26 protein-coding genes and 1 pseudogene are annotated in these 22,615 nt (G+C 59.2%); 16 read left to right on the plus strand and 11 right to left on the minus strand.

Annotated elements, in window-relative coordinates:
* The first annotated feature begins 28 nt into the window (after positions 1-28).
* Complete coding sequence (locus LIX15_RS00865; protein ID WP_227775628.1) at positions 29-1,000, plus strand: Gfo/Idh/MocA family protein; 972 nt, start codon at positions 29-31, stop codon at positions 998-1,000.
* Positions 1,001-1,037: 37 nt separating this feature from the next.
* On the opposite strand, the gene LIX15_RS00870 is transcribed toward LIX15_RS00865, so the two are convergent.
* Positions 1,038-1,415 carry a YlbF/YmcA family competence regulator gene (locus LIX15_RS00870; protein ID WP_345410672.1) on the minus strand — a complete coding sequence of 126 codons (378 nt, stop codon included), beginning with the start codon at positions 1,413-1,415 and terminating at the stop codon, positions 1,038-1,040.
* Between the two features lie 799 nt (positions 1,416-2,214).
* On the opposite strand from LIX15_RS00870, the gene dph2 reads away from it, so the two are divergent.
* On the plus strand, positions 2,215-3,252 hold the full coding sequence (gene dph2 / locus LIX15_RS00875) for a diphthamide biosynthesis enzyme Dph2 (RefSeq protein ID WP_227775630.1): 1,038 nt from the start codon (positions 2,215-2,217) through the stop codon (positions 3,250-3,252).
* Between the two features lie 110 nt (positions 3,253-3,362).
* Positions 3,363-3,512: pseudogene (locus tag LIX15_RS00880) on the plus strand (hypothetical protein); the annotation flags it as partial.
* Between the two features lie 156 nt (positions 3,513-3,668).
* On the opposite strand, the gene LIX15_RS00885 reads toward LIX15_RS00880, so the two are convergent.
* The gene (locus LIX15_RS00885; RefSeq protein ID WP_227775632.1) at positions 3,669-4,613 is read right to left on the minus strand and encodes a hypothetical protein; all 945 of its coding nucleotides are present in this window, start codon (positions 4,611-4,613) and stop codon (positions 3,669-3,671) included.
* A 122-nt stretch (positions 4,614-4,735) separates the two neighbouring features.
* On the opposite strand from LIX15_RS00885, the gene LIX15_RS00890 reads away from it, so the two are divergent.
* On the plus strand, positions 4,736-5,134 hold the full coding sequence (locus tag LIX15_RS00890; protein ID WP_227775633.1) for a DUF7961 family protein: 399 nt from the start codon (positions 4,736-4,738) through the stop codon (positions 5,132-5,134).
* 44 nt (positions 5,135-5,178) lie between these two features.
* Positions 5,179-5,865 (plus strand): METTL5 family protein, encoded by a 687-nt coding sequence (locus LIX15_RS00895; protein ID WP_227775634.1) that lies wholly within the window; start codon positions 5,179-5,181, stop codon positions 5,863-5,865.
* On the opposite strand, the gene LIX15_RS00900 is transcribed toward LIX15_RS00895, so the two are convergent.
* Positions 5,862-7,499, minus strand: coding sequence for a rhomboid family intramembrane serine protease (locus LIX15_RS00900; RefSeq protein WP_227775635.1), 1,638 nt, complete (start codon positions 7,497-7,499; stop codon positions 5,862-5,864). The two genes, LIX15_RS00895 and LIX15_RS00900, sit on opposite strands and share 4 nt — an antisense overlap.
* A gap of 153 nt (positions 7,500-7,652) precedes the next feature.
* Between LIX15_RS00900 and LIX15_RS00905 the strand changes: the two genes are divergently transcribed.
* Entirely contained in the window at positions 7,653-8,027 is a 375-nt protein-coding gene (locus LIX15_RS00905) for an FAS1-like dehydratase domain-containing protein (RefSeq protein ID WP_227775636.1), read from the plus strand.
* On the opposite strand, the gene LIX15_RS00910 is transcribed toward LIX15_RS00905, so the two are convergent.
* Positions 8,028-8,495 carry a DUF7992 family protein gene (locus tag LIX15_RS00910; protein WP_227775637.1) on the minus strand — a complete coding sequence of 156 codons (468 nt, stop codon included), beginning with the start codon at positions 8,493-8,495 and terminating at the stop codon, positions 8,028-8,030.
* Positions 8,496-8,683: 188 nt separating this feature from the next.
* Here LIX15_RS00910 and LIX15_RS00915 point away from each other — a divergent pair, with 188 nt between their 5' ends.
* Complete coding sequence (locus LIX15_RS00915; protein WP_227775638.1) at positions 8,684-10,120, plus strand: DUF4397 domain-containing protein; 1,437 nt, start codon at positions 8,684-8,686, stop codon at positions 10,118-10,120.
* 39 nt (positions 10,121-10,159) lie between these two features.
* Positions 10,160-10,657 carry an NUDIX domain-containing protein gene (locus LIX15_RS00920; RefSeq protein ID WP_227775639.1) on the plus strand — a complete coding sequence of 166 codons (498 nt, stop codon included), beginning with the start codon at positions 10,160-10,162 and terminating at the stop codon, positions 10,655-10,657.
* 18 nt (positions 10,658-10,675) lie between these two features.
* On the opposite strand, the gene LIX15_RS00925 is transcribed toward LIX15_RS00920, so the two are convergent.
* Positions 10,676-11,155 carry an acyl-CoA thioesterase gene (locus LIX15_RS00925; RefSeq protein WP_227775640.1) on the minus strand — a complete coding sequence of 160 codons (480 nt, stop codon included), beginning with the start codon at positions 11,153-11,155 and terminating at the stop codon, positions 10,676-10,678.
* An 83-nt stretch (positions 11,156-11,238) separates the two neighbouring features.
* Here LIX15_RS00925 and LIX15_RS00930 point away from each other — a divergent pair, with 83 nt between their 5' ends.
* The 8 genes from LIX15_RS00930 (at position 11,239) to LIX15_RS00965 (ending at position 18,443) form a co-directional block, all read left to right on the plus strand.
* The gene (locus LIX15_RS00930) at positions 11,239-12,843 is read left to right on the plus strand and encodes a bacterio-opsin activator domain-containing protein (RefSeq protein ID WP_227775641.1); all 1,605 of its coding nucleotides are present in this window, start codon (positions 11,239-11,241) and stop codon (positions 12,841-12,843) included.
* 46 nt (positions 12,844-12,889) lie between these two features.
* On the plus strand, positions 12,890-13,231 hold the full coding sequence (locus tag LIX15_RS00935; RefSeq protein ID WP_227775642.1) for a DUF7344 domain-containing protein: 342 nt from the start codon (positions 12,890-12,892) through the stop codon (positions 13,229-13,231).
* A gap of 92 nt (positions 13,232-13,323) precedes the next feature.
* Positions 13,324-13,623, plus strand: coding sequence for a DdfA family disk-determining factor (gene ddfA / locus LIX15_RS00940; protein WP_227776949.1), 300 nt, complete (start codon positions 13,324-13,326; stop codon positions 13,621-13,623).
* A gap of 451 nt (positions 13,624-14,074) precedes the next feature.
* Positions 14,075-15,808 carry a TraB/GumN family protein gene (locus tag LIX15_RS00945; RefSeq protein ID WP_227775643.1) on the plus strand — a complete coding sequence of 578 codons (1,734 nt, stop codon included), beginning with the start codon at positions 14,075-14,077 and terminating at the stop codon, positions 15,806-15,808.
* Positions 15,805-16,443, plus strand: coding sequence for a zinc metalloprotease (locus tag LIX15_RS00950; protein ID WP_227775644.1), 639 nt, complete (start codon positions 15,805-15,807; stop codon positions 16,441-16,443). Before LIX15_RS00945 ends, LIX15_RS00950 begins: the two co-directional genes overlap by 4 nt.
* A gap of 62 nt (positions 16,444-16,505) precedes the next feature.
* Complete coding sequence (gene purM, locus LIX15_RS00955; protein WP_227775645.1) at positions 16,506-17,495, plus strand: phosphoribosylformylglycinamidine cyclo-ligase; 990 nt, start codon at positions 16,506-16,508, stop codon at positions 17,493-17,495.
* 122 nt (positions 17,496-17,617) lie between these two features.
* The gene (locus tag LIX15_RS00960) at positions 17,618-17,818 is read left to right on the plus strand and encodes a hypothetical protein (protein WP_227775646.1); all 201 of its coding nucleotides are present in this window, start codon (positions 17,618-17,620) and stop codon (positions 17,816-17,818) included.
* 40 nt (positions 17,819-17,858) lie between these two features.
* Complete coding sequence (locus tag LIX15_RS00965; RefSeq protein ID WP_227775647.1) at positions 17,859-18,443, plus strand: hypothetical protein; 585 nt, start codon at positions 17,859-17,861, stop codon at positions 18,441-18,443.
* 22 nt (positions 18,444-18,465) lie between these two features.
* On the opposite strand, the gene LIX15_RS00970 is transcribed toward LIX15_RS00965, so the two are convergent.
* The 6 genes from LIX15_RS00970 to LIX15_RS00995 form a co-directional block, all read right to left on the minus strand.
* The gene (locus tag LIX15_RS00970; protein WP_227775648.1) at positions 18,466-19,632 is read right to left on the minus strand and encodes a low temperature requirement protein A; all 1,167 of its coding nucleotides are present in this window, start codon (positions 19,630-19,632) and stop codon (positions 18,466-18,468) included.
* Between the two features lie 207 nt (positions 19,633-19,839).
* Positions 19,840-20,379 carry a CBS domain-containing protein gene (locus LIX15_RS00975; RefSeq protein ID WP_227775649.1) on the minus strand — a complete coding sequence of 180 codons (540 nt, stop codon included), beginning with the start codon at positions 20,377-20,379 and terminating at the stop codon, positions 19,840-19,842.
* A 38-nt stretch (positions 20,380-20,417) separates the two neighbouring features.
* Positions 20,418-20,795, minus strand: coding sequence for a DUF555 domain-containing protein (locus tag LIX15_RS00980; RefSeq protein ID WP_049970350.1), 378 nt, complete (start codon positions 20,793-20,795; stop codon positions 20,418-20,420).
* A gap of 77 nt (positions 20,796-20,872) precedes the next feature.
* Complete coding sequence (locus LIX15_RS00985) at positions 20,873-21,382, minus strand: GNAT family N-acetyltransferase (RefSeq protein ID WP_227775650.1); 510 nt, start codon at positions 21,380-21,382, stop codon at positions 20,873-20,875.
* Between the two features lie 70 nt (positions 21,383-21,452).
* Positions 21,453-21,713 (minus strand): DUF7410 domain-containing protein, encoded by a 261-nt coding sequence (locus LIX15_RS00990; RefSeq protein WP_227775651.1) that lies wholly within the window; start codon positions 21,711-21,713, stop codon positions 21,453-21,455.
* A gap of 253 nt (positions 21,714-21,966) precedes the next feature.
* Positions 21,967-22,500, minus strand: a complete 534-nt coding sequence (locus tag LIX15_RS00995; RefSeq protein ID WP_227775652.1) for an Rrf2 family transcriptional regulator — start codon at positions 22,498-22,500, stop codon at positions 21,967-21,969.
* Between the last annotated feature and the right edge of the window lie 115 nt (positions 22,501-22,615).

Below are 22,615 nucleotides of genomic sequence, written 5' to 3' on the forward strand. Positions count from 1 at the left end.
TTTGCACGACCCCGACGTTACCTGATTCATGAATTTGGGGGTGCTGGGAACGGCAGGAATCGCACATCATTCGTTCGTTCCCGCAGTCGCAAAGACAGACCACGAAGTGACAGCAATCGCGTCCCGAAGCGAGGAACGGGCCGAAAACTTCGCCGAAACGCACGGAATTCCGCGATCGTTCGGATCGTACGGCGAACTGCTCGAATCCGACGTGGACGCGGTGTACATCCCGCTTCCGAACGCGCTCCACGCCGAGTGGACGAAACGCGCGGCAGACCACGGTCTCCACGTCCTCTGTGAAAAGCCATTGGCGGTGAACGCCGAGGAAGCCCGCGAGATGGGCGACTACTGCGACCAGCAAGGCGTCACGCTGATGGAGGCGATGATGTTCCGGTACTATCCGCGAACCGAGCGAATGGAGGACGTCGCAAAGGAACTCGGCGTCGTTCGCTCCGTCGATGCCGGATTTCATTCGTCGCTCCGCCACTGGCCCGCGGGGACGCGATTCGACCCCGAGCTCGGTGGAGGATGCCTCCTCGACGTGGGCGTCTACGCAATCGAGGTTGCACGACTGTTTTTAGGCGAACCGGAGCGCGTCGTCGCCCGCGTCGCCGACCCCGAAGAAACAGGAGTCGAGACGCACGTCTCCGGCATTCTCGCGTTCTCCGGCGGCCGAACCGCACAGCTCGACTGTTCGTTCCGACTGCAAGATGTGCAGTACTGTCGAGTCGAAGGAACCGACGGACGACTGCACGCGGACAGGGCGTTTTCGGTCGGAACCGACCCGAACGAGTTCGAACTTCGACTGCCGGGGCGACACGTGACGGAGTCGTTCGAATCGACAGACCCCTACGCCCTCGAACTGGAACGATTCGCGGAGTACGTCGAAACCGGCCAGCGTCCGCGAACCGACGCCCGCGAGGCGGCGCGGACGCTCGCCGTGGTGGATGGACTTCGAGAAAGTGAGGAAATCGGAGGGTGGGTGGATATTCCGGAGTGAGCATTCAGAGATTGCTCACTCCGGAGGTGATCTCGGATTATTCGTCCTGACAGCATCCGCCAGCCTGCTGGCCGAAATCGACCGCAATCGGGGCGGAAATCGCGCGGTTCAGATCTTCGAGTCGGGCCGAGAGTTCGTCCTGTGCCGCGAGGTAGTCGGACATCACGGGAAGCGAGTGGAGGTCTTCTTGCGCTTCCTGCACCTTCGTCACGTCCTCTTGGGTCGCCTCGCCGGTTTGGCGTGCGAGCATGAACTCCTGTCGGAGGCGCTCGAACTTCTTGATTTTCTCCTGTGCCTCCTCGTTCGCCTCGACTTCAGCTTTCGTCTCCTCGAACTGCTGGTACTCCGGCGTGTCCGCGATTGCCTCGCCGAGTTCGGTCGCCATCTCCTCGACACTCGTTTCCTCGTCGCTCACGTCGGCTTTCGTGTCTACGCTCATGGCTACTGGTTCGGACTGGAGCGGTTTAGACTTGCCGAATGTGGTAGTCGTCGTCGGTGGCTCTGTTGAAATACTCAGGTGATGATGTGATTCGATGTCCGTGGTGAATAGAAGGCGCGTATCGGTTAACCGCCAGCGGTAGTACCGTTGTTATGGGTGTTTGAGCTAGTGTAGAGAAGGTATCCCATCGTAACTAGAGAAACAGCGAGTAATTCGACGAACGGAAGCCCTCCGGGGAGTTCTCGGTTTTTCAGACCGACAGCGTAGAGCAGTGTCCATGTCCCCGAGAAACCGAGTAATGGAACCCCAACGAAGCGGATGGATCCGTCCTTCCAGAAGAAAGCCAGCATGAAAGACCCTGCCCCCGCTATGTACGGCAGCGGGCTGAGAAATAGGAGATTCCGCAATTCGGGTAGCGGACGAATGAGCATGGTTAGGAGACCGGATGTGACGTCGACAGCGACACGGCGTTACCGCTTAGCAGCCGACGGATCGTACGACAACCGCGCTGACGACAAACGGGATAACGACGACGACGAAGAAGATTCGCAGGCTGCTGTTCTATCTTTGCTTCATAATTGTCGCACAAGCAGTCCGGTGAATCTCTTTCTGGAATGCGATTCCCAGCGAGAGGTATGTACTCTTCTTTTGAGCGGATAAACACACGCTCTACATTGAGTACGCTGACGCATCAATTCCGAAGATTCCAACAAGCCGTGTCCAGCGAAAACCGGGAACGCCGAGGTTAAAAGTTCTCGGGCGCAATGGAGGGACAATGAGCAACAAGAGCGAGTACAGCGAGGGGGACTTGCGAAAGACCGGCATGGCCCTCAAACACGACCGGGAGTGGGATTACGAACTCGACCGTATCATCGAAGCGGTCGAGGAGCGGGACGCCGAAAAAGTCGGCTTGCAGTTCCCCGAGGGACTCAAACGCAGAGGCCCGAGCGTAGCCGACGACCTGCGGGAACTGCTCCCCGACGACGTAACGATTCTTCTTTCGGGTCAGCCCTGCTACGGAGCCTGTGACTTGGACACCTACCTAATGAAACGAACGGACGTGTTCGTCCACTTCGGCCACTCGCCGATGAAGAACACGGACAAGGTCATTTACGTTCCGCTGTTCTCCAACGTCGATGTCTTCCCAATCATGGAAGAGTCGTTGGAGGAACTCGAAGTCGGCGACGTGGGGCTGGTCACGACGGCCCAGCACATGAACCGATTCGAGGAGATGAAAGAGTGGTTGGAAGACCGCGGTTTCACGGTTCACACGCGCAAGGGCGACGACCGACTGACCCACGAGGGGCAAGTGCTCGGCTGTAACTACGCCTCGGCGGACATCGACGCAGACCAGGTGCTGTACGTCGGCGGCGGGAAGTTCCACCCGCTCGGCTTGGCGATGGAACATCCCGACAAGAACGTCGTCATCGGCGACCCCGTAAACAACGTCGTCACCGTTGCGGACACGGACAAGTTCCTGAAACAGCGATACGGCGCGGTTCACCGCGCGATGGACGCCGAGAAGTGGGGCGTCATCTTCTGTACGAAAATCGGGCAGGGTCGCTGGGAAATCGCACAGGACATCATCGACGAAAACGACGATGCCTACCTCATCACGATGGACGAGGTGACCCCCGGCCGCCTGCGGAATTTCAACATGGACGCCTTCGTCAACACGGGATGCCCGCGCATCACCACCGACGACGGCCCGCAGTTCCACAAACCGATGCTCACGCCCGGCGAGTACGAAATCGCAATCGGCAACGAACCCCTCGATTCACTCGAGTTCGACACCTTCCACGGCACGTGGTAGGAGAATTTCTCGTCGTCTTTTCTCATTTATATTATGCATCGCCCTCCGGACAGAACCTCACTAGCCTCCTCTCCCACAGGCAATTTCTCGCGTGACACGACGCGAAAAATCGGGTGGAAGTTCCCGAAGACGCGGAGCGGATCAACGCAAAACTCGTGTTTCGCGCCAAACGCGATGCGGTAAAGGAATTTCGAGACGCGACTGACGGGTCGGAAGACGGTTCCTTCACCCGCAAACTGCTCGAAACGACGGGAGATTGAATCGACCCCGGCGATAGCACGCTCGGCAGTTCGAAGCGTCTACGCGCCGAGGTCTACGGGCACTCCCTCCTCGTTCGAATCTGCATCACTATTGGCATCCTCTACTATGACTGTGACGAACAATCGTACAGATTTAATTCCACCGGGGAAAAGGATTCAGTTTTCGACGGTTTCGATTTTGTAGACCGCTCCCTTGTAATCGATGTGTTGTGGCGTCTCCCTGAGGTACACGTTCCGTCCGTCGAGTCGAACCTGAGAAATACCGTCCTCGAACGACGCGAGCAGGTTTCGAATCGGCGCGATTCGAATCGCCTGTTCCGGAATCTTTCGAACCGTCCCGCCGTCCGGTTTTTCGACGCGCGTGGCGAGATACGTTGCGTTCGTCTCGTCGGCGCGAACGTGTTTTTCCTCGCTGTCACGACCGACTTCCCGAAGGTCGTCCGTCGGCGTGAGCGAAAGCGAATCGCCGACCAGCTCGAACCGGGTGGCGACGCCGGTTCCGTTGTCGTACTCTTGTCCTTCGAACCAACCGGAAATTCCGAAAGCGTAGGTCCCTCCGCCGACCCCGGGAAGGGTGATGTCTTCCGTACCCTGTGCCCCATCGATCCTTCCGCCGAGAGTCGCGTTGTCGATGGTCAGGTTCCAGGTGTGCGAGCCTCCCGATTGTAACATCATGGCCGGTTCCGGAACCACCCGCGGGGCAATGTAGAACCATTCGCCGTCAACCAGTTTCCACACTCTCCAGTGATAGTAGTTGGTCGTGAATCTCGTTCCCGTCTCGTTCGACAGGGTGAACGAAATGGCGTCGTTCGGCAGTTCGGCCCGCTCTTTCGACGGCGTCATCAGCAGATTCGTTTCCGAATCGGCATCCTCGTAGCAGACGACTCGTTTCACGTCGTCGTCAAACGGCGGACAGTGATTTTCGTCTGGAATCCGGAGGTCGGGTGTCGGCGCGTCGGTCGTCACACGAGTCGTCGTCCGCGTCGTCCCTGACGTTGAGGTGTTCGGTTCGTTCGTCCCGGAATTCCCCGGCGACGATTCGGTCAGACAACCAGCAAACAGGACGGAACTAACCGAAGCGAGGACTGTACGGCGGTTCATACGTCTGCCATCGTATCTTCTCCGTATATGCTTTCAGATGACTGAAACACCTCTTTCACCTATTCGGATTACTACTGAGCATACACAAACCTTTTTGTATTCCCGGTAGGTATGGTATTCGTATGAGCGCGACTCGTCCCACGACCGTCGAAACCGCGATTGAATGCTGCCGACCGACCGACAAAACGCCAGTGACGCTCGATGCGGCCGCGCTTCCGAGTGCTCGAACCGACCTGCGCGAACTCCAACGGGAACTCGATGCGAACGACTTCGTTCCCGCCGGCGTGACGGTTGACGCCTGTTTCGACGCGGACTGTTCGTTCGCCACGCAGGACGAAGCGGATCGAATCCGCGAATGCGTCCGAAGCGCGGCCTTCCTCGGCGCGGGCACCGTCACCGTCGAGTTCGCCGCGGTCGAAGACGAATCGAAGGTTCGGCCCTCCCTCGCCGCCCTCAAGGAACGTGCGCGCCGCGAAGGCGTCACGCTCGAACTCGACGGCCCGCTGTCGCTCGATTCCTAATCGAAATCCTCGTTCTTACGTCTCCCCACTTCGTCTGCCAACATATGGGGAAACGCGCGCTGGAACGTCGGCTTTCCGCGGTCTCTGACTTCGCCGACCCGCAGGTCGAACTGGAACAGTACCCGACACCCGCAGACCTCGCGGCCCATCTCGTTCATCTCGCGGACGTGAACCACGACATCGCCGAGAAGACGGTGTTTGACCTCGGCACCGGAACCGGGATGCTCGCGCTCGGGGCCGCGACCCGCGACCCCGAGCGCGTCGTCGGAATCGACCGGGACGCCGGTGCAATCGAACAGGCCCGCGACAACGAACGCCGCGTCGGGCCGGAAACGCCCGTCGGGTGGTTCGTTGGAGATGCGATGCGCGCGCCGTTTTGTCCATCGAAATCTGGAAGTAGATCGGCTGATTCGGTTGATTCAGCTGACGCAGCCGAATCTCCTGCACCAGCACCGTCGGTGACGGTGCTGATGAATCCGCCGTTCGGCGCACAAACGGGCAACGAACACGCAGACCGCGCGTTTCTTGAAACGACCGCGGGCATCGCGGACGTGTCCTACTCGATTCACAACGAGGGAAGCGTGGACTTCGTGGAGGCCTTCGCCGAAGATTTCGACGGGGAGGTGACACACGCGTTTCGGGCGGAACTGCCGCTCTCCCGCCGGTTCGAGTTCCAGCGCAGGCGGAGAAAAGTCCTCGACGCCGAAGTGTTTAGAATCGAGTGGCGTTAGTTGCCGTACTGTTCCTTTTTCGCCACCTGGACGCGAGTGTCACCGACGACGGCGACGAGTCGATCGTCCGTTCGCTCGAAGGTTACGCCCGACAGCGTGACGGAGGAGTTTGGAACCGGGAGCGAACCGCTCGCCACCGTCGAGTTGTTCGCAGACAGTTCGAGACTGAACCGACCGTTCTGCGGAACGATGGAAACCTCTTTCCCGTCGATGACGGGCGTTGCGGTCACGGAGTCGGATGCGAACTCGTGCTGCCAGCGTCCGGTTTCCGGCCGCAACCAGACTTGATAGGCGGTTCCGCCGCCGGTCGCACTCCAGCCTTCGCGGTTCACGTAGACCGCTTTTTCCCATCCGATTCCGCCGACCCTGACTGTCGTTTGCCCGGAATGCGCGAGTTGCCCCTGCGACACTTCGCGCGACCAAATTTCCCGGTTTTCGTTGACGACGATGACGCCACTGGTGTTCACTTGCGTCGTCTCGCCGCCGAGCGAAACGTCGATGACGGACACTTTCCGGTTCGGCACATTTTCCGCGTACATCACGGTGTAGCCATCGACTTCGATGCCGGAATCGTCGGTTCCGATGCCACCCTCATCGACGGTCGTGAGGTTGACCGGAACGGCGACTCCGGCCATCACAATCAGCGGAATCAACAGGAGGACGGTTCCGGCCTGTCTGACGTTCGGGGCGAACGATTTCCGATCGGTCGTGCGAACCGCGACCGTAACGAGTACCGAAAGCACGAGGACGAACAGCACGCCGAGGCCGCGAAATAGCACGTAGGTTTCCAAGCCGCGGTACCACCAGAGCGCCCACAGCGACAGGGACATCAGGAGGACAAAACTTCCCGCCCAGACCCGGAGGGCGCTCAACTGTACGTTTCGACGCCTGAGAAGGTAGACGCCCGCAACCGCGCCGAGGAAAAATCCCAATGTGTGTCCCTGTACGGCGATTCCGAACCACCACGGGCGCGAAAAGGAGGTCGACGCTTCGCCGATTATCTGTGGCTCACGGAGCGCCAGATACACCGTGTTGATGAGTCCCTGCGCGGAGAGTGCGACGACGGTACCGAGCGGATACCGAACTAGCGCGAACCCGACGAACGCGAAGAGAACGCCGGAAAAGCCGATAACCGGTCCCCACGCGAAAATGCTGGTTCCGAGCGCGATGACGAAGACGCCGAGCGGGAACAGCACGAACGCCCGAATCCACGGATTCGTTCGCCACGACGAACCCGACGTTTCTCCGCGCGTCGTCGGATAGTGGCTGAAGAAGTACTCCGCCAGCGGTGCGACGGCGAGCGTACTCGTCATGTTGCCGATGAGATGACCCGGTCCGGCGTGCGAAAACGACCCGAGAAACATGCCCAACGGGTAGAGGTACGACCACGACGCGAACGCGACCGTGACGGGATTTTGCCAGTGGTTCCACCCGTCCTGCACGAAGAGATAGACGGCGGTTACGCCGACGATTGAAATCAGCGTCCCCCACGGAACGCCGAAGAGGAACCGTTTCCGAAGCGTGCTCCCCCACGCCCCCCGAGGGCGGTCTAAACGTCGGACGATGAGAATCGAGAGCAACAGGCCGAGCGGGATTGCGACACGAACCGGCCACCCGCCGAACGGCGACACCATAGGCGGAGTGTGTGACCAAGACGATATAAAGGAATCCGTCCCGTTCTGCGAGTGAGACGAGCGAAGCGAGTCGAACGAAAACGAACGGTATCGTGCGAACGCACCGACCACGGTTCGGGTAACAGATTAATCCCGTCGGCATGAAATCCGTGTATGACCGACGTTCCAGCGGAAGGTGAGACGAAGTCGTACTCTCGGACGTTCACGAACGAAGACGTTGCGCAGTTTGCCGACCTCTCGGGCGACCGGGGAAGCCACCACGAGGCGAGCGACAATCCCATGGTTCACGGACTGTTGACCGCGACGCTTCCGACGAAAATCGGTGGCGACATGGATTACATCGCCCGATCGATGTCGTTCGAATTTCACAGGCCAGTGTACGTCGGCGAGGAAATCACCTGCGAATCGACGGTCGAATCGTTCGAATCGCGCGAAACGCGGCACGAAATGGTCGCGTCATTCGTCTGCCGAAACGAGGAGGGCGAGGTCGTTCTCGACGGGCAGACAGAGGGCGTTATTTTCCGATAATCAGTCGTCGCCGAAGTCCGGCAAATCGTCGGGCGCTTCGAACTCGGCTTCCCAATCGACGTACTCCGCTTCCAGCACGTCGCAGATGATCTGACCGAGTTCGGTCAGCGAGGCGTTGATGGACGACACCGCGTTCCACGAATCGATATCGGGGTGGATTTCTCGCTCCTTCCAATCCTCCGGAATCCCCGGGGCGTGATAACCGACGCGGTCTGCGAAGTCGTCCCAGAAGAAATCGAACTCGTCGAAGAGATCTAAATCGAGTGCGGTCTCGAACTCGCGTTTCTCCAACTCGGTGTGTTCGACCCACTGATCGAACGATTCTTCCCACGCTCCTTCGTGGAGAAAGGTCTCCAGTTCCTCCCGCCGGTAGTTCGTCTCACCCTGCACCGACACATCGTCGTATTCCTGCATATCCGCCTCGGGACGCAGTGTCGGCGCGTCCGGGGCTTGCACATCGAGTCCCATGAACCGGGCTACGAGCGGTGTTCTGATAAGGGTTCTCACGGACGACACGTCACCGCGGTACTCGGTGATTTCGACGGTAGTACGAGGTGAAAATCAGCTCGAAATCGATGTTACTGAGGTGACAAAGAGCGTTACGCGCTGAACCGTCTGAGCCATTTATACCGACAGTGGCCGACGATACGCAAGGAATGAGGGGGATAAAAACACCACGAACAGTTGCGGTTGGATTAGTAACGTTGATGCTCGCGGTCAGTGTCGCCGTCGCCGGAATGGGGGCGATGGCGGGACAGGATACGACGGACGAATCGGAGGGGGACGCGCAGGTTCGCGTCGCGCACATGTCGCCGGATGCGCCGCCGGTTGACGTTCTTATCGACGGAGAGACGGCGATTTCGAACCTTTCGTACAGTAACGTCACCGACTACGCCAGTTTTCCCGCAGGTGACCACAACGTCACGGTGACCGCCGCGGGCGACCCGAGCACGGTCGTTTTCTCGGAGAACGTGACGTTCGAAGCAGACACTAACTACACCGCCGCCGCGGTGGGTGAAATTTCGGAACACGCGGAGAACCCGTTCGAAGTCGTCATTCTCGAAGATGACTTTACGGCGCCGGAACCGGGCAACGCTTCGGTGCGACTCGTTCACGCGTCGCCCGACGCGCCGCCGGTTGACGTGACGGTTGCGGAGAGCGGCACGACGCTCTTCGATAACGTTTCGTTCGGCAACGCCACGGAGTACGCGGAGGTTCCGGCGGGTGAGTACACGCTAGAAGTTCGCCCCGCCACCGCCGACGATTCCGGCGAAGTCGTGGCGACGTTCAACGTGACGCTCGACGAGAACACGGCCAACTCCGCATTCGCGACCGGCTACACCAACCCCGCGGAGGCACCAGAAACCGGACAGGAGAACCTGTTCGAACTCATCCTCGTCACGGATTTCGAATTTGCGGGACAGACGACTGAAACCGCGACAGCGACCGAAACCACAACGGCGACAAAAACTACGACCACCACGGCGAAACCGACGAAGACGACCGAGAAAACGACTCCGAAAGCAACCGAAACGACGATGAAGCAGACGACAGCGAAGCAAACGACGCCGGCAAAAACGACGGTGAAGCAAACAACGCCAGCAAAAATGACTCCGGCGGAAACCACTGTCGAGAAAACGAGGGTGAAAGAGACGCCGGCGAAGCGGACGACTGCAAAGAAGACTACCGCAAAACCGACGGCGGAAATGACGAAGACGGCCGCGCCGAGGCCGACGACTGCCAAGCAGACGACCGCAAAAGAAACAGTGAAGAAAACGGCGGCTAAGGAGACAACTCCTAAACCAACAACCACGGTAGAGAAGACGACGCCGAAAGAAACGACCGTGAAGAAAACGACGGCTAAGGAGACAACTCCCAAACCGACAACCACGGTAGAGAAAACGACGCCGAAAAAGACGACCCCGAAAGAACCTACGGCGAAAAAGACGACGGTCAAAAAGACGAGTCCGGAGAAACCCAAAATCACGAGTCCAACGGAACCTGAAAAGCCAGAAGTGACGAGTCCGGCAGCCTCGGATGAGGCGGTACCGAAGGACGATTCCGACGAACGAACCGTTTCTGACAAGAGCTAAAACACCACACCTTTTTCTTTCCCGACACGAATTGCAGACGTGAGCCGACTAGCCGACATTCGACGACGGGACGACGTTCGAGAGGGAAAACGTACGTTTTCCCTCCCGGCGGAGAATTTCGCCACCGTGACCGAAACCATCGAGTCGGGGTACGACCGATGGGTCGGCGGAGTCGTCATCGACGACGACGAGCGCGTTCTGCTGGTCGAAAACGGCTGGAGCGATGGGTGGATAGTTCCGGGGGGAACTGTCGAGATGGACGAGACACCCGCCGAGGCTGTCGTCAGGGAAATCAAGGAGGAAACCGGGGTTCCGGTCGAACTCGCCCGGCCACTTCTGGTTGAACGTCAGACGTTTTCCAACGGCGACGGGGAACTCTCCGGCCAGTTCGTTCTGTTCGGCGCGACCGCGAGCGAGACGGAAATCGGCGACAACCTCGGGGTGGAAAACGAGACGATTCACGATGCGCGGTGGTTCACCGACGTTCCGGAAATGGAAATCGACTACAGTACGGAAATCGAATCGTTTCGAGGGTAGCAAAAAATCCGTACTCGCTCAGTCGATTCGCTCGGCCACGGCGCGCAGTTGTTCTATTCGCTCGGTTCGGGCCGAATCGCAGAGCGCTTGCTGGGTATCATCCGGGCAATCCAATTTGGGGACGGGCGTCGGTGTGCCTGCCTCATCCAGCGCGACGAAGGTGAAAAACGAGGTGGTCGTCTCGCGCTCCTCTCCTTTCTTCGGGTCTTCGGCGCGGACGTTCACCTTCACGTCGATGCTGGTTCGACCCGTGTCGAAGACGAACGCCTCCACGACGGCGACTTCGCCGAGGTCGATGGGAGAGATAAAATCGACGTGATCCATCGACGCCGTCACGCACTGATTGCCGCAAAATCGCATCGCCGCAATCGCACCGCAGATGTCCATCCAGTGCAGTACTGCGCCTCCGAGCGCCCGTCCGAGGTTGTTTGTGTCGTTCGGCAGGAGCAATTCGGTCATCTCGGTGTACGAATCCATCAGCGTCGCGGTGTTTGCCATGTCCGGTGATTGTGGGCAGGCCTATTTAGTTGGTCACAGTTCCGGCGCGTCAGCGTTATCACCGTTGCTAACAGTTTATCCGTATGGGTCGGGAGGGGGGAAACAGATTGCTATCCGACGAGACCGTCGTCTCGACCGTCGGGGACGGAGTGTATCAACTCGATGCGGATGGCGATTTTCTGTCGGCCAACGACGCCATGGTCGAGATGACTGGGTACGACCGCGACGAACTCCTCGGTTCTCCGTTTTCGCTGTTGCTCGGCGACGAGGACGCGGCGCGACTTGACGCCGAAATCAAAAAATTGCGAAATAACGCTCCTGCGGTTCGAACTATCGAACTCCCAACTCGAACCGCAGGCGAGGAGTTCGTTCCTTGCGAACTCCGGTTTTCGGTCGTGCAATCCGAGGACGGTACGGTCATCGGAACCGTCGGCGTCGCGCATGACGTATCGCATAGAAATCGACACGACGCGGAACTGAAGGCACAACACGACGAACTGGAACAACTGCGCCGTATCAATGCGGTTATCCGAAGCATCGACCGCGCCGTCGCTCGGGCCGAAACCGCCGACGAAATCGAACAGTCGGTGTGCGACCATCTCGCCGACGCGGATCCGTACCTATTCGCTCTCGTCGTCCGTCTTGACCCACAGTTCGAGGAACTGACTCCCCAAACGTGGGCAGGAGAGCACGATGAGTACGTGGAGTACCTTCGAGAGGCGAACATCGACGTTTCCGAAGGGCCGGGTGCGAAGGCGGTCAAAACGCGAACCGTGCAGGCGATACAGGACATCGAGGCGGACGAGTACGATTGGGGCGAATCGGCGTTGGAGTGTGGTTTTCGGTCGCTCGCGGCGGTTCCGCTGGCGCACGAGGAAACCGTCTACGGGGTGCTTGCGGTCTACTCGGACAGACCGTACGCGTTTGACGAACCCGAACGCGAACTGCTCTCGGACCTCGCCGAACTCGTCGGCTACGCGCTTTTCGCGGTCAAAACACAGCAGGCGCTCGTCGGTGAACGGGTCATCGAACTGGAGTTCCGACTCGCAGACGAAGAATACATTTTCACCGCACTCTCCGTAGCAGAAGAGTGTACCGTTCGGTTGGAGGACGCAGTGTTGCATCCGGACGGTTCGCTGTTGCTGTACGTCTCGGTACAGGGTGGCGACCCGGCGCGAGTGGTCGAATTCTGTCGGGAGTTCGAGAAGGTGTCACATCTCCGGGTTCTTAGCACGCGGGAGGACGAATGTTCGCTCGAAATCCGATACGGAGAACCGATGGTTCTCCGGTCGCTCTCACACTACGGCGGCGTCGTCAAATCCGCCGTCGCGGAAGACGGCGTCGCTCGCGTTCAAATCGACCTGCCAGAGACGGGGGAAGTTCGACAAATCGTCGATATGCTCGGGAACGTGCTCGACACCGCGGAACTCGTCTCCCGGCGAACCGTCGAACGGCGGGTCGAAACCCGCGCGGAGTTCCGTGATACGCTCGACGGGGGGTTGACGGATCGTCAGCGAACCGTCCTCGTGGCGGCCTATCGCAGTGGCTACTTCGACTGGCCCCGCGAGAGTACCGGCGAACAACTGGCCGAGTCGCTCGACATCGCCGCGCCGACTCTGCACAAACACCTCCGCCTCGCGGAGCGGAAGCTTCTCTCGACGATTTTCGACGACGACCGGCGAGGCTAATCGTTTAGCCCTATCGCTCAATGCCGTCCGGTGGATGATGTCGAACGTGCCATCCGACACATTCCCTGAAACCGACGCTGACGCGAACCGGTTGAAACCGACCGCTTCGACCTCCCTGAACAGGATTTTTAGGGCCTGTTCCGACCGAGCACGCCGAGAAACGCTGATCGTCCTACGAACGAAAGACGGCCCCGTCTCGCTGTCCGAACTCGCGAGCACGATAGACGGCGACACCGAACGGGCGCGTCTGTCGCTCGTTCACGTCCATCTGCCGATGTTGGATGCACTCGGGCTGGTTCGCTGGAATCGAGCGCGCGAATGCGTGGAAATCGCCACCGCTCCGCAGGAGTTTCGCGGACTGCTCGACGCCATCGAATGTGAGCGATAACGCCATTTTTCACAATAATTCCGGTTCCTACTTAAAGACTCAACTATTGAACGCATAGTTGAATAGCGGTTGGTGGAGTATTCCCGTTGAGCGTGAACGAAACCGTGTTACGAGAAGAACCAGAACCACTCGCCTCCGCCCAGTATTCGTGGGGTGGAGAAATGACACTTGTCCACACCATCGTCGAAACACTCGCGTCGGCGACCGGACAGTCCCCCGAAAACCTTCCACCACTCCACAACGCCGTCGATGTAGACGCCCTCGAATCGATTTTCGGTCCTCGAGGAAACGGCCAGCACCGTCCCGTCACGGGCGAAATATCGTTCCTCGTCGAGGAACACGAAATCGTCGTGAAGAGTCACGGACGCGTCCTCGTCCGCCCTGCTGAGTAGTTTGGAGAGTTTATTAGTACGGAGGATGCGATATTTGACTAGTGTCGATTTGAAATGTGAGAACGGTTTGTGATCCGACCAGTCTCTTGAGGGTCGGGTGCTCCACACTCGACCCTCTGCTGTCCTGGCGGCAACGGGCGAGCGAAGAATGAGCGACTGCAAGGAGCGTAACGAGGGAGGGCGTCGCCCACAGTCGGCGTCTGAAACCGACACTCCCTCACAGACGACTGCATTTCGTAGACGCTCATCAAATCGACCGCTGAACTCGGAGTCACAACTCTCAATAGCGTAGTGACTGTCGCCTGTATGTAGCAACAGTAGTCACAGAGACCACGACCAGTTCCGTAAACCGAATCCATACGTACTTATGAAATATCATGTCCGATTATTCTCGTGAAAAAATTGCCGCGTCACCGATAACGGTAAAAACGGAGGGTGAGTAGCGTCACTGATGACCGAACAGGACCCACCGCCGTCCCTTGATGGCGAGGGGAGCGTGCGAGTCGTCGGGACTGCTCACGTTTCTGCGAAGAGCGTCGAACGAGTCGAAGAGGCCGTCGAAGAGGAACAGCCGGACACGGTCGCCGTCGAACTCGACGAGGGTCGCTACCGGCAGATGCAGGGGGAGATGGCCGACGACTTAGACCCGTCCGATTTGCTCCACGGTAACACCGTTTTTCAGTTTCTCGCGTATTGGATGCTCTCGTATGTGCAGGCTCGGATGGGCGAAGAGTTCGACATTCAACCCGGCGCGGACATGAAAGCCGCCATCGAGGTGGCCGAACGAACCGGGAGCGATGTCGCGCTGGTAGACCGCGACATTCAGATGACCATCCAGCGATTCTGGGCGCGAATGACGTTCCGCGAAAAGATGCGGATGGTCGGCAGTCTCGCTCTCGGCGTCACCGACCCGATTACGCTTGGCGTGGTCGGCGGGGCGATGGCCGGCGTCTTCTTCGCCATGATTTTCGGCCTGTTCGTCGCGCCGCTTCTCGGCTTAAGCGAGGTGCTGACCCTTGGTGCGGGTGCGGGTGCGTTCCAACTCGTCGGTTCTCTTACGAGCGGAATCGTCGCGGGTCTCGTCCTCGGTTCTCTCGTCCTCTCGTTTGGCGTGACGAGGCGGTACGACATCGCCCTCGGCGGCGGCCTCCTTCTCGGCGTCATCGGCGGAATTGAGCTCGGAACGGGACTCGTCGCTCCAAGCGCGGTACCCGTACTCGGAGTAGGGACGCTCGAAACCATCGGTTCGGTTTCGATTCGGCTGTTCTCGTCCCTCGTCGTCGGCGTCGGAGGCGGAGTCATCCTCGGACTCGCGGGCGGTGTCGTCGTCGGAAGCGGTACGGTAGCGGAAGACGAGTTGGACGAGGAGTTCGACATCGAAGACCTCACCGACGGGGACGTGGTGACCGCAATGATGGAGGAGTTTCGACGCTTCTCGCCCGGCGGGGCGGAAGCCCTCATCGACGAACGCGACGCCTTCATCGCACACCGGCTCGTCGCGCTTCGAGAGGCGGGCCATCACGTCGTCGCCGTCGTCGGCGCGGGCCACCAAGCCGGAATCGAAGGCTATCTCCGAAATCCGAGTACCCTCCCGCCGATGGAGTCGCTGGTCGGAACCGAATCGGGACGCCGGTTTTCCTTCTTCAAGCTGTTCGGCTACCTCGTTACCGTCGTCTTCCTCGCCTTCTTCATCCTGCTGGCGATGGCGGGCGTTCGAAACGAGTTCCTCATCAAGGTGTTCGCCGCGTGGTTCCTGTTCAACGGCATCTTCTCGTTCTCGTTGGCGAAACTCGCCGGGGCGCACTGGATGAGCGCCCTCGTCGGCGGGGCAATCGCGTGGCTGACGAGCATCAACCCGCTACTCGCACCGGGCTGGTTCGCGGGCTACATGGAGCTCAAATACACCACGGTGAACGTCGCCGACATCGGCCAACTGAACGAAATCATGAGCGACGAGGAAAGCCCGCTTTCGGACATCATGTCCCGAATGCTCGATGTTCCCCTGTTCCGGCTCATCGCCGTCGTCGCCATGACGAACGTCGGAAGCATGATTGCGACGTTCCTCTTCCCGTTCGTCGTCCTCCCGATTCTCGGGCCCGAAATCGGTGGTGTAGAGGAAATCACCCGACTCATGATACAGGGCGCACAGAACAGCGCTGACATTATCTGGAAGACGATAGCATGAACGTCCGATTCAGTACACACGAGATACGTGACCTGCTTATTGCATGGATCGCCCTCGGCATCGCATTTACCCTGTTCCTCCAACCGGAACTGGTACAGTCGCTGATTCAACCCGGTGGCGGCGCTTCGCCCGGAACGTTCGTCAGGGCGCTCGGCATCTCGCTTCTTACGGCGGGTGTCGGATTCCTCCTGCACGAACTCGCGCACAAGGTGATGGCGATTCGGTTCGGCCAAGTCGCGGAGTTCCGAGCCGATTACGGCATGCTGTTTCTCGCTATCGCCAGCGCGCTCGCCGGGTTCCTATTCGCCGCGCCCGGTGCGGTGTACCACCGCGGCATGGCGACGGAGCGAGAAAACGGACTCATCGCGCTGGCCGGCCCGGTGACGAACGTCGTGCTCGGCGCGATGTTCGTCCCGATTTGGTTGGTCGGCTCCGACACCTCGTTCGTCGGCCTCGTCGGCCACCTCGGCGTGCAGATTAACTTCCTGCTCGCGGGGTTCAACATGCTCCCGTGGGGGCCGCTCGACGGAAAGAAGGTGCAAAGTTGGAGTACAATCGTGTTCGTCGGCACGTTCGTTCCGCTCCTCCTCCTTGCCGTGTACGCGCTGTTGTTCATGCCGTTCCCGCGGTTCTGAATCCGCTCGGATTGCTATTTTAGAACGGCAAACCTTTACTCACCCGGTACGCGGATTCGACCATGAGCGAGGAGGAACGCGAGGAAGAAGAGGAACTGACCTACGCGGATGCGGGTGTAAACATCGATGCCAGCGAAGCGGCGACGGCGGCCCTCGTCGGCGCAGTCTCGGGCATCGACAATACGACCGACTACGCCGGACTGCTCGATATCGGCGACCAGTATCTCGCGCTGGCGACCGACGGCGTCGGGACGAAACTGCTCGTCGCGGAAGCGTTGGGCGACTACTCGACCGTCGGCATCGACTGCATCGCTATGAACGCGAACGACCTCGTGGCAAGCGGCGTCGAACCCATCGCCTTCGTGGATTATCTCGCCGTGGACGAACCGAACGAGGAGTTCTCGAAACAGGTCGGCGAAGGACTCTCGGCGGGCGCCGACGAGGCGAACATGGCTCTCGTCGGCGGGGAAACCGCCGTCATGCCCGACGTTATTTCGGGGCTCGACCTCGCGGGTGCCTGTGCCGGACTCGCGCCGAAAGACGCCATCTTCCCCGGCGAAGCCGAAGTCGGCGACGTGCTGGTCGGCTTCGAATCCAGCGGCGTCCACTCGAACGGCCTGACGCTGGCGCGAAAAGCGGCGACGAAAAACTACGAGTACGCGGACGACTTCCCGCTCGGCGAGGACACCGTCGGCGAACGACTGCTCGAACCGACGCGCCTCTACACCTACCTCCTTCCCGAACTACGAGCGCGCGAAGTTCACGCCGCGGCCCACGTCACCGGCGGAGGGTGGACGAACCTTCTCCGTATGGGCGAGTATCGCTACGAAATCACCGACCCGTTCCCGGCACAACCTGTTTTTGAGTTCATACAATCCGAAGGGAACGTCTCGGACGAGGAGATGCACCGAACTTTCAACATGGGAACCGGATTCGTCGTTTCCCTGCCGGAATCGGACGCCGAATCGTTGGTCTCCAAAACTGACGGGAGAATCATCGGCTCCGTTTCGGAGGGGAAAACCGTCGAAATACGTGGCCTGAGTCTGGAGTAAGCAATCCGATTTTTGCGGTGAGCAGACGATTCGGCTCCGCTGGAGCCGAAATCGTTATACAAATTTCATTATCGTTTCGAGTCTACAATAAAGTTATAGTATTCCAACTTGTCTCGACTCACATGGCCCTCCAGGAAGTGCATATTTCGAGAGGTCGGTGCCCAAAGGCGGACGGGACAGGGAAAAACCACACGCTACGGACCGGTTCGGCGGTACGAGTCGAAGACGAGCAGGCGCGGCAGATAATCTGGGCGAAGTGCGAGTGTGGTTGGTGTGATATCCGCCGCGTGCAGGCGGAGTCAATCGATTATATGAGCGACTGAGGCGGAGAAAACTTATTACGGATGACACGACATTCGGGATATGTCCGATAGAACTCGTCGTTCTCTTCTCTCGGTGTTCGGGAGTGTCGTCGTGACTGCCGGGTGTATCGGCGGTTTCAACGACAAATCCGCTGCCGATCCGAACGCCAGTACCCCGGAAACGACAATCACTACCGAAAAGGCGTTCTGGAATGCGTCGGACGAGCCTGATTCAGACCATTCCGTATTCCTATTGAACGAAAGCGATGAGGAACAGACCGTTCACGTCTGGGTCGTCAGGCGAGAATCTGGCGAAACAATCTTCGAGGAGACACGAACCCTAAACGCGGGAAGCGGTGGAACACTGTACAATCTAAAAAAGGCAGAATCAGAAGGTATCGAAGCGTTCGAAATCTGTGGCGAACTCGTTGACGTACCGGAAACGAAGACGGGAATTCAAACCACGACCGCAGACGAATCGAACACGACGACTGACAACGCTGATGCGATGTTTTCCGATGAAACGACCGAAACGGAATCAAACTCCCGAAGGTGTATCACAATTCGAACGAGCAAATGCTACGGCAACGCCGAACTTACCGTTCGTTCCGACGAGTCGCTCGACATCGTCTATTCCATTTGTTGATGGTATCGTTCGTCCTTCTGTCTCATCCTAACCGAAACTCGCGTCGGTATTCGGAACGCACCGTTTCGAACACCGCGAGCGCGACGAACAGCACCGTCAAACTGGCGAGGGCGACGAGCGAGGGAACGACGACCGCCAGCGGAATCAACAAGCTCGAACCCATCGCCGCAATCGCACGAGGAACGCTGATGGTGCCGTGGTCGCGAAATCGGTAGGCGTTGTGACCGCAGAGATAGAGCGTTCCGCCGCCACAGAGGGCGACGGCGGGGATGAGACCGAGCGGTTCGTTCACGTGGACGAGCGTCTGCTCGATGCCGAGGGCGGTAAAGATGATGCCGCCAATCATCAGCAGATGGATGTAGCTGTACGAATCTCGCGCCAACACCGCGCGCTCGTGGCCGTGCGTCGCGGTGAGACGATGTTCTGCGGCGAGCGTGATGTAGTCGAAATACAGCCACCACAGCGATGCGATGAGGACGAATCCCGAAAAGACGGCGAGAACGCCGTCCGCGTCGAGGGTGAGATTCGTCGCGCCGACCCCGATTGCCACGATGGACTCCCCGAGCGCGACGATGACGACGAGCCGATGGCGTTCGACGAAATGATTCGCGCGGACGTAAAATCCCTCGACGCCACGGAAGCGTGCGACGCCGAAATCGACCGTGATTGCGAGAATCCACAACACGCCTTCCAGTGGATTCCCGACGAAGCCAGCTAGAATGAGTAGCAGGGGTGCACCCAGAAATCCCGGTGCGAGTCGAAGCACTGCGTTTCGCGTTTCCGGCGGCGTGATGAGACCGTAGAGAACGACGTGAAGTGCACGAACGACGAAGTAGGCGGCACCGAACAGCACCGCATCGTCGCTGAACGCTCGCGGAATCGACAACGCGACGACGAGCATGGCGGCCATCGCCAACAGGATCACCAGTCGTGCAAAGAGGACTTCTTCGGCAGGAATCGTGTTCGTCAGCCACGAATAACAGACCCACGCCAACCACACGACCGCGAGGAGCGCGGCGCCACGAATTACGCCGGGCCACGTCAGATTGTTCGTCAGAAAGCCGGTAATCTGTGTCAGCGCGAACACGAACACGAGGTCGAAAAACAGTTCCAACGGCGTGACGCTCTGATCCTGTTCGTTGCCGTTCGCGTCTTCGTCCAGCGGAGATTCCGAATCGGTCGTGTTCATGCGGAGGTTTTTGTCGTCGTTCGGCCAGCGACGTTCGTACAACGACTAGCGAGGCGAGCGTATCAATGAGTGGTTCGACCGTGATAGCCGCAGTTGTGACGCCCAGAATGCGATACATCGGCAGAAAACGATTCAAAAACGGCGACTGAAACCGCGACACCCCTCGTTCCAGTTTCGACGGTTGTCCGAGTTACTACCCCCTCCCAATTACGACAGTCGTGCCGTGATGTCCGCTTCGGTTACGATGCCGACGGTTTCGCCCTCCTCGGTCACCATCACCGCCTTGTAGTGATCGAGCAGATTACTCAATTCGTTCAAGGTCGCCGACTTGGAGACGGTCGGGAAACTTTCGCTCATGAACTCCCGAACGTCGTCGTCGCGGGCGTCCTCGTCGACGTGAACGAGGTCGCTTTCGCTGATGGAACCGACGGGAACGCCGTCCTTGATGACCGCGAGCTGGGAGTAGCCGGCGTCCTGCATCTTTTTCACCGCCGCGCTTACCGCGTCCGTCGGTGCGACGTGAACCACGTCTTCGTGCATCAGGTCGCCCGCGCGGACGATATCTCCCTCGGACTCCTCCAGCGCGTTGACGATTCGTCGGAGGGTCGAGAGCCGAGGGTCAACGTCGCCGCCTTCGATTCGGGCGATGAGGGGCTGTGAGACGCCCGCCCGGTTCGCCAACTCGCTCTGTGTAAGCCCGAGGTCGGTTCTGCGTTCCCGGAGGTCTTGGGGTGTCGGGAGTTCCATACGCGGAATTACTACCGGTTATGCGATAAATCGTTCGACTATTCGGCGGCGCCGAAGTCGATATCGTCTTCGTCCTCGAATTCGATGGTTTCGACCACCGAAAGCGGTACGTCGCGGAGCGCGCCGCCGATTTCGCTTTTGGCGATTCGCTGGGCGTGTTCCTCGCTGTCGGCGTTGAACACCTTCATTTCGAGGACGAGACCGACGAGCGCGGTGTGGGCCGCGATGAACGCCGAGTCGAACGGTTCGCCGCAGGCCGGACATCCCGTCGCGCCGACTTCGACTTCGACGTAATCCATGTTCTTCTGGTTCAGTCGTTTTCCGGCCTCGCTGACCGCAACGCCGATTGCGTCGTCAATGTCGCCGACGTCGCGTACCAACCATGCCGCCTCCATCGCAACGAGATAATTGCTCATACATCATCCGAGACGCTGGAGGGTTTCGTGTCTTTTGGTTTCCCGGTCGAAATCGGCGTCACTGCTGGTTTTCGAAGTTACAGAGTTTTCGTCATCTCGACGCTGGCGAGTTCGACGCCGCCCGTGGTCTCGTGGGCGACCGTTTCGACCCGCTCGTATCCGGCCTGCTCGTAGAACGGAACGGCGTTCAGGGAGGCGCGGAGCGAGAGCGATTCGATGTTTTTCGCCGCCGCCTCCGTTTCGAGGTGAGAGAGCAGTGCAGACCCGACTCCGTCCCGGACGAAATCGGGGTGAACGTACACGGCATCGACGACTGCGTTTCCGTAGTCGAGTCGCCCGAAGCCCGCGATTTCGTCGTCCACCTCAGCGACGACGAGGTGTTCGAACTCGTTTCGCACCGATTCGCGGTACGGCGCGCTCCCGAGTGGTTTCGTCGCCCACGCCTCGACCTGCTCGTCGCGATAGCGTTCGGGGCCGAACGCCCGAATCGAGGCGACGTGGAGGTCGAGAATGGATTCCGCGTCGGCTTCGGTGGCGGGACGAATCGACGGCATACCGACAGAAACGACGGCGATGATTGTAACCACACCGGACGTGGTTTGCGACGAAATCTGGTGTCGATGGTAAATCGACAGCAACTCTGCTCCAAATGTTCGACTACGTCACGACGGAGTACGTGAACAGAAACCCGAAATAAAGCAGAACCAGCACTCCGAGAATCTTGAGACGGAACAGTCGCATCTCCTCGGTCTCCTCTTCGTATACATCGTGGAATGCGCTCACCTCGTCGTCGGTCAGTTCGTCACCGTGTTCCAGTCCGCGATGGAGGACGAGATACTCATCGCGGCTGAACGGTTGCCCGCAGTACGAGCACTCGTAGGTCGGTTCTCCGGGCGGAATAGCGGTTTCGTAACTCATCGGTGCGCGAGCGTCGTTTGGGTCGGTTGCGAAGCCATCCTCGTCGCTACGGATACGAGTTGAGTTCGTCGTTCCGACACGCTGGAACGTCCACCGATACGCCGCGGTACGGAAATCGGACGAATCGAGTAGGGAATGGTGGCTCTGCGGGACATCGATATAACTAGGGTTGCCCTCCGATAATAGCTTTTGAAATCGGGCGGCAAGCGGACGATAGTCGAAATACGAACCCGAAACGGTTCTTCGGGGACGCTTAGTGGTTCGGCCGTTCCGCGGGCGCTTCCATTCCCGAAAGCTTCAGGATGAGGATGTTTCGAGTGTCGTCTTTTCCGTCGACGATACCTTCTACGACCAGTTTCGACAGCGGCGTCGGTCCGACCGTCACCTCGTCTCCCTCGTGGAAGTCACGGACCGACCCGCGGAGGTGGATTTCGGCGCGGCAGAGTTCGGGGTGGTGAACGCTGTTGAGGTCTATTTCCTCAACGTTGCCCTCTTCGACTCGCTCGCCGTTCTGCCGGAGCGGCACTTCGGCGGCGGTGTCCAACTGCTGGATATCGAGCGCTTCGAAGGCGGTCGCCGTCGGTTTGTAGCCGCCTTTCGGCCCGGGGACACCTTCGACGAGCTGAAGGGCTTTGAGACTCTGCATCTGGTTTCGAATCGTACCGGGATTGCGGTCGACTTCCTCGGCAATGTCCTCGCCTTTGACCGCGTCTTCGGCTTCTCTGTGGAGGTTTACGAGCGCCGTCAGTATCGTCTCCTGACTCGGCGTCAACTCTATACTCGACATTGGATGAATCTTGGTAATAGATTTCCTTAAACCCGACGAATATGCTGGGAGAATCGTGGTACACAGTACCTTCGTCTGGATACTTTTAAATGCGCCGTCTGCCGGGCGAAATAGC

The sequence above is a fragment of the Haladaptatus pallidirubidus genome (assembly GCF_020700235.1).
Classification (GTDB): domain Archaea; phylum Halobacteriota; class Halobacteria; order Halobacteriales; family Haladaptataceae; genus Haladaptatus; species Haladaptatus pallidirubidus.

What these genes read in the sequence shown, in the direction of transcription:
- LIX15_RS00865 (WP_227775628.1), top strand. Translation starts at nt 29, where the DNA reads ATGAATTTGGGGGTGCTGGGAACGGCAGGAATCGCACATCATTCGTTC.
- dph2 (WP_227775630.1), top strand. Translation starts at nt 2,215, where the DNA reads ATGAGCAACAAGAGCGAGTACAGCGAGGGGGACTTGCGAAAGACCGGC.
- LIX15_RS00885 (WP_227775632.1), bottom strand. Translation starts at nt 4,613, where the DNA reads ATGAACCGCCGTACAGTCCTCGCTTCGGTTAGTTCCGTCCTGTTTGCT.
- LIX15_RS00890 (WP_227775633.1), top strand. Translation starts at nt 4,736, where the DNA reads ATGAGCGCGACTCGTCCCACGACCGTCGAAACCGCGATTGAATGCTGC.
- LIX15_RS00895 (WP_227775634.1), top strand. Translation starts at nt 5,179, where the DNA reads ATGGGGAAACGCGCGCTGGAACGTCGGCTTTCCGCGGTCTCTGACTTC.
- LIX15_RS00900 (WP_227775635.1), bottom strand. Translation starts at nt 7,499, where the DNA reads ATGGTGTCGCCGTTCGGCGGGTGGCCGGTTCGTGTCGCAATCCCGCTC.
- LIX15_RS00905 (WP_227775636.1), top strand. Translation starts at nt 7,653, where the DNA reads ATGACCGACGTTCCAGCGGAAGGTGAGACGAAGTCGTACTCTCGGACG.
- LIX15_RS00910 (WP_227775637.1), bottom strand. Translation starts at nt 8,495, where the DNA reads ATGGGACTCGATGTGCAAGCCCCGGACGCGCCGACACTGCGTCCCGAG.
- LIX15_RS00915 (WP_227775638.1), top strand. Translation starts at nt 8,684, where the DNA reads ATGAGGGGGATAAAAACACCACGAACAGTTGCGGTTGGATTAGTAACG.
- LIX15_RS00925 (WP_227775640.1), bottom strand. Translation starts at nt 11,155, where the DNA reads ATGGCAAACACCGCGACGCTGATGGATTCGTACACCGAGATGACCGAA.
- LIX15_RS00930 (WP_227775641.1), top strand. Translation starts at nt 11,239, where the DNA reads ATGGGTCGGGAGGGGGGAAACAGATTGCTATCCGACGAGACCGTCGTC.
- LIX15_RS00945 (WP_227775643.1), top strand. Translation starts at nt 14,075, where the DNA reads ATGACCGAACAGGACCCACCGCCGTCCCTTGATGGCGAGGGGAGCGTG.
- LIX15_RS00950 (WP_227775644.1), top strand. Translation starts at nt 15,805, where the DNA reads ATGAACGTCCGATTCAGTACACACGAGATACGTGACCTGCTTATTGCA.
- purM (WP_227775645.1), top strand. Translation starts at nt 16,506, where the DNA reads ATGAGCGAGGAGGAACGCGAGGAAGAAGAGGAACTGACCTACGCGGAT.
- LIX15_RS00960 (WP_227775646.1), top strand. Translation starts at nt 17,618, where the DNA reads ATGGCCCTCCAGGAAGTGCATATTTCGAGAGGTCGGTGCCCAAAGGCG.
- LIX15_RS00965 (WP_227775647.1), top strand. Translation starts at nt 17,859, where the DNA reads ATGTCCGATAGAACTCGTCGTTCTCTTCTCTCGGTGTTCGGGAGTGTC.
- LIX15_RS00970 (WP_227775648.1), bottom strand. Translation starts at nt 19,632, where the DNA reads ATGAACACGACCGATTCGGAATCTCCGCTGGACGAAGACGCGAACGGC.
- LIX15_RS00975 (WP_227775649.1), bottom strand. Translation starts at nt 20,379, where the DNA reads ATGGAACTCCCGACACCCCAAGACCTCCGGGAACGCAGAACCGACCTC.
- LIX15_RS00980 (WP_049970350.1), bottom strand. Translation starts at nt 20,795, where the DNA reads ATGAGCAATTATCTCGTTGCGATGGAGGCGGCATGGTTGGTACGCGAC.
- LIX15_RS00990 (WP_227775651.1), bottom strand. Translation starts at nt 21,713, where the DNA reads ATGAGTTACGAAACCGCTATTCCGCCCGGAGAACCGACCTACGAGTGC.
- LIX15_RS00995 (WP_227775652.1), bottom strand. Translation starts at nt 22,500, where the DNA reads ATGTCGAGTATAGAGTTGACGCCGAGTCAGGAGACGATACTGACGGCG.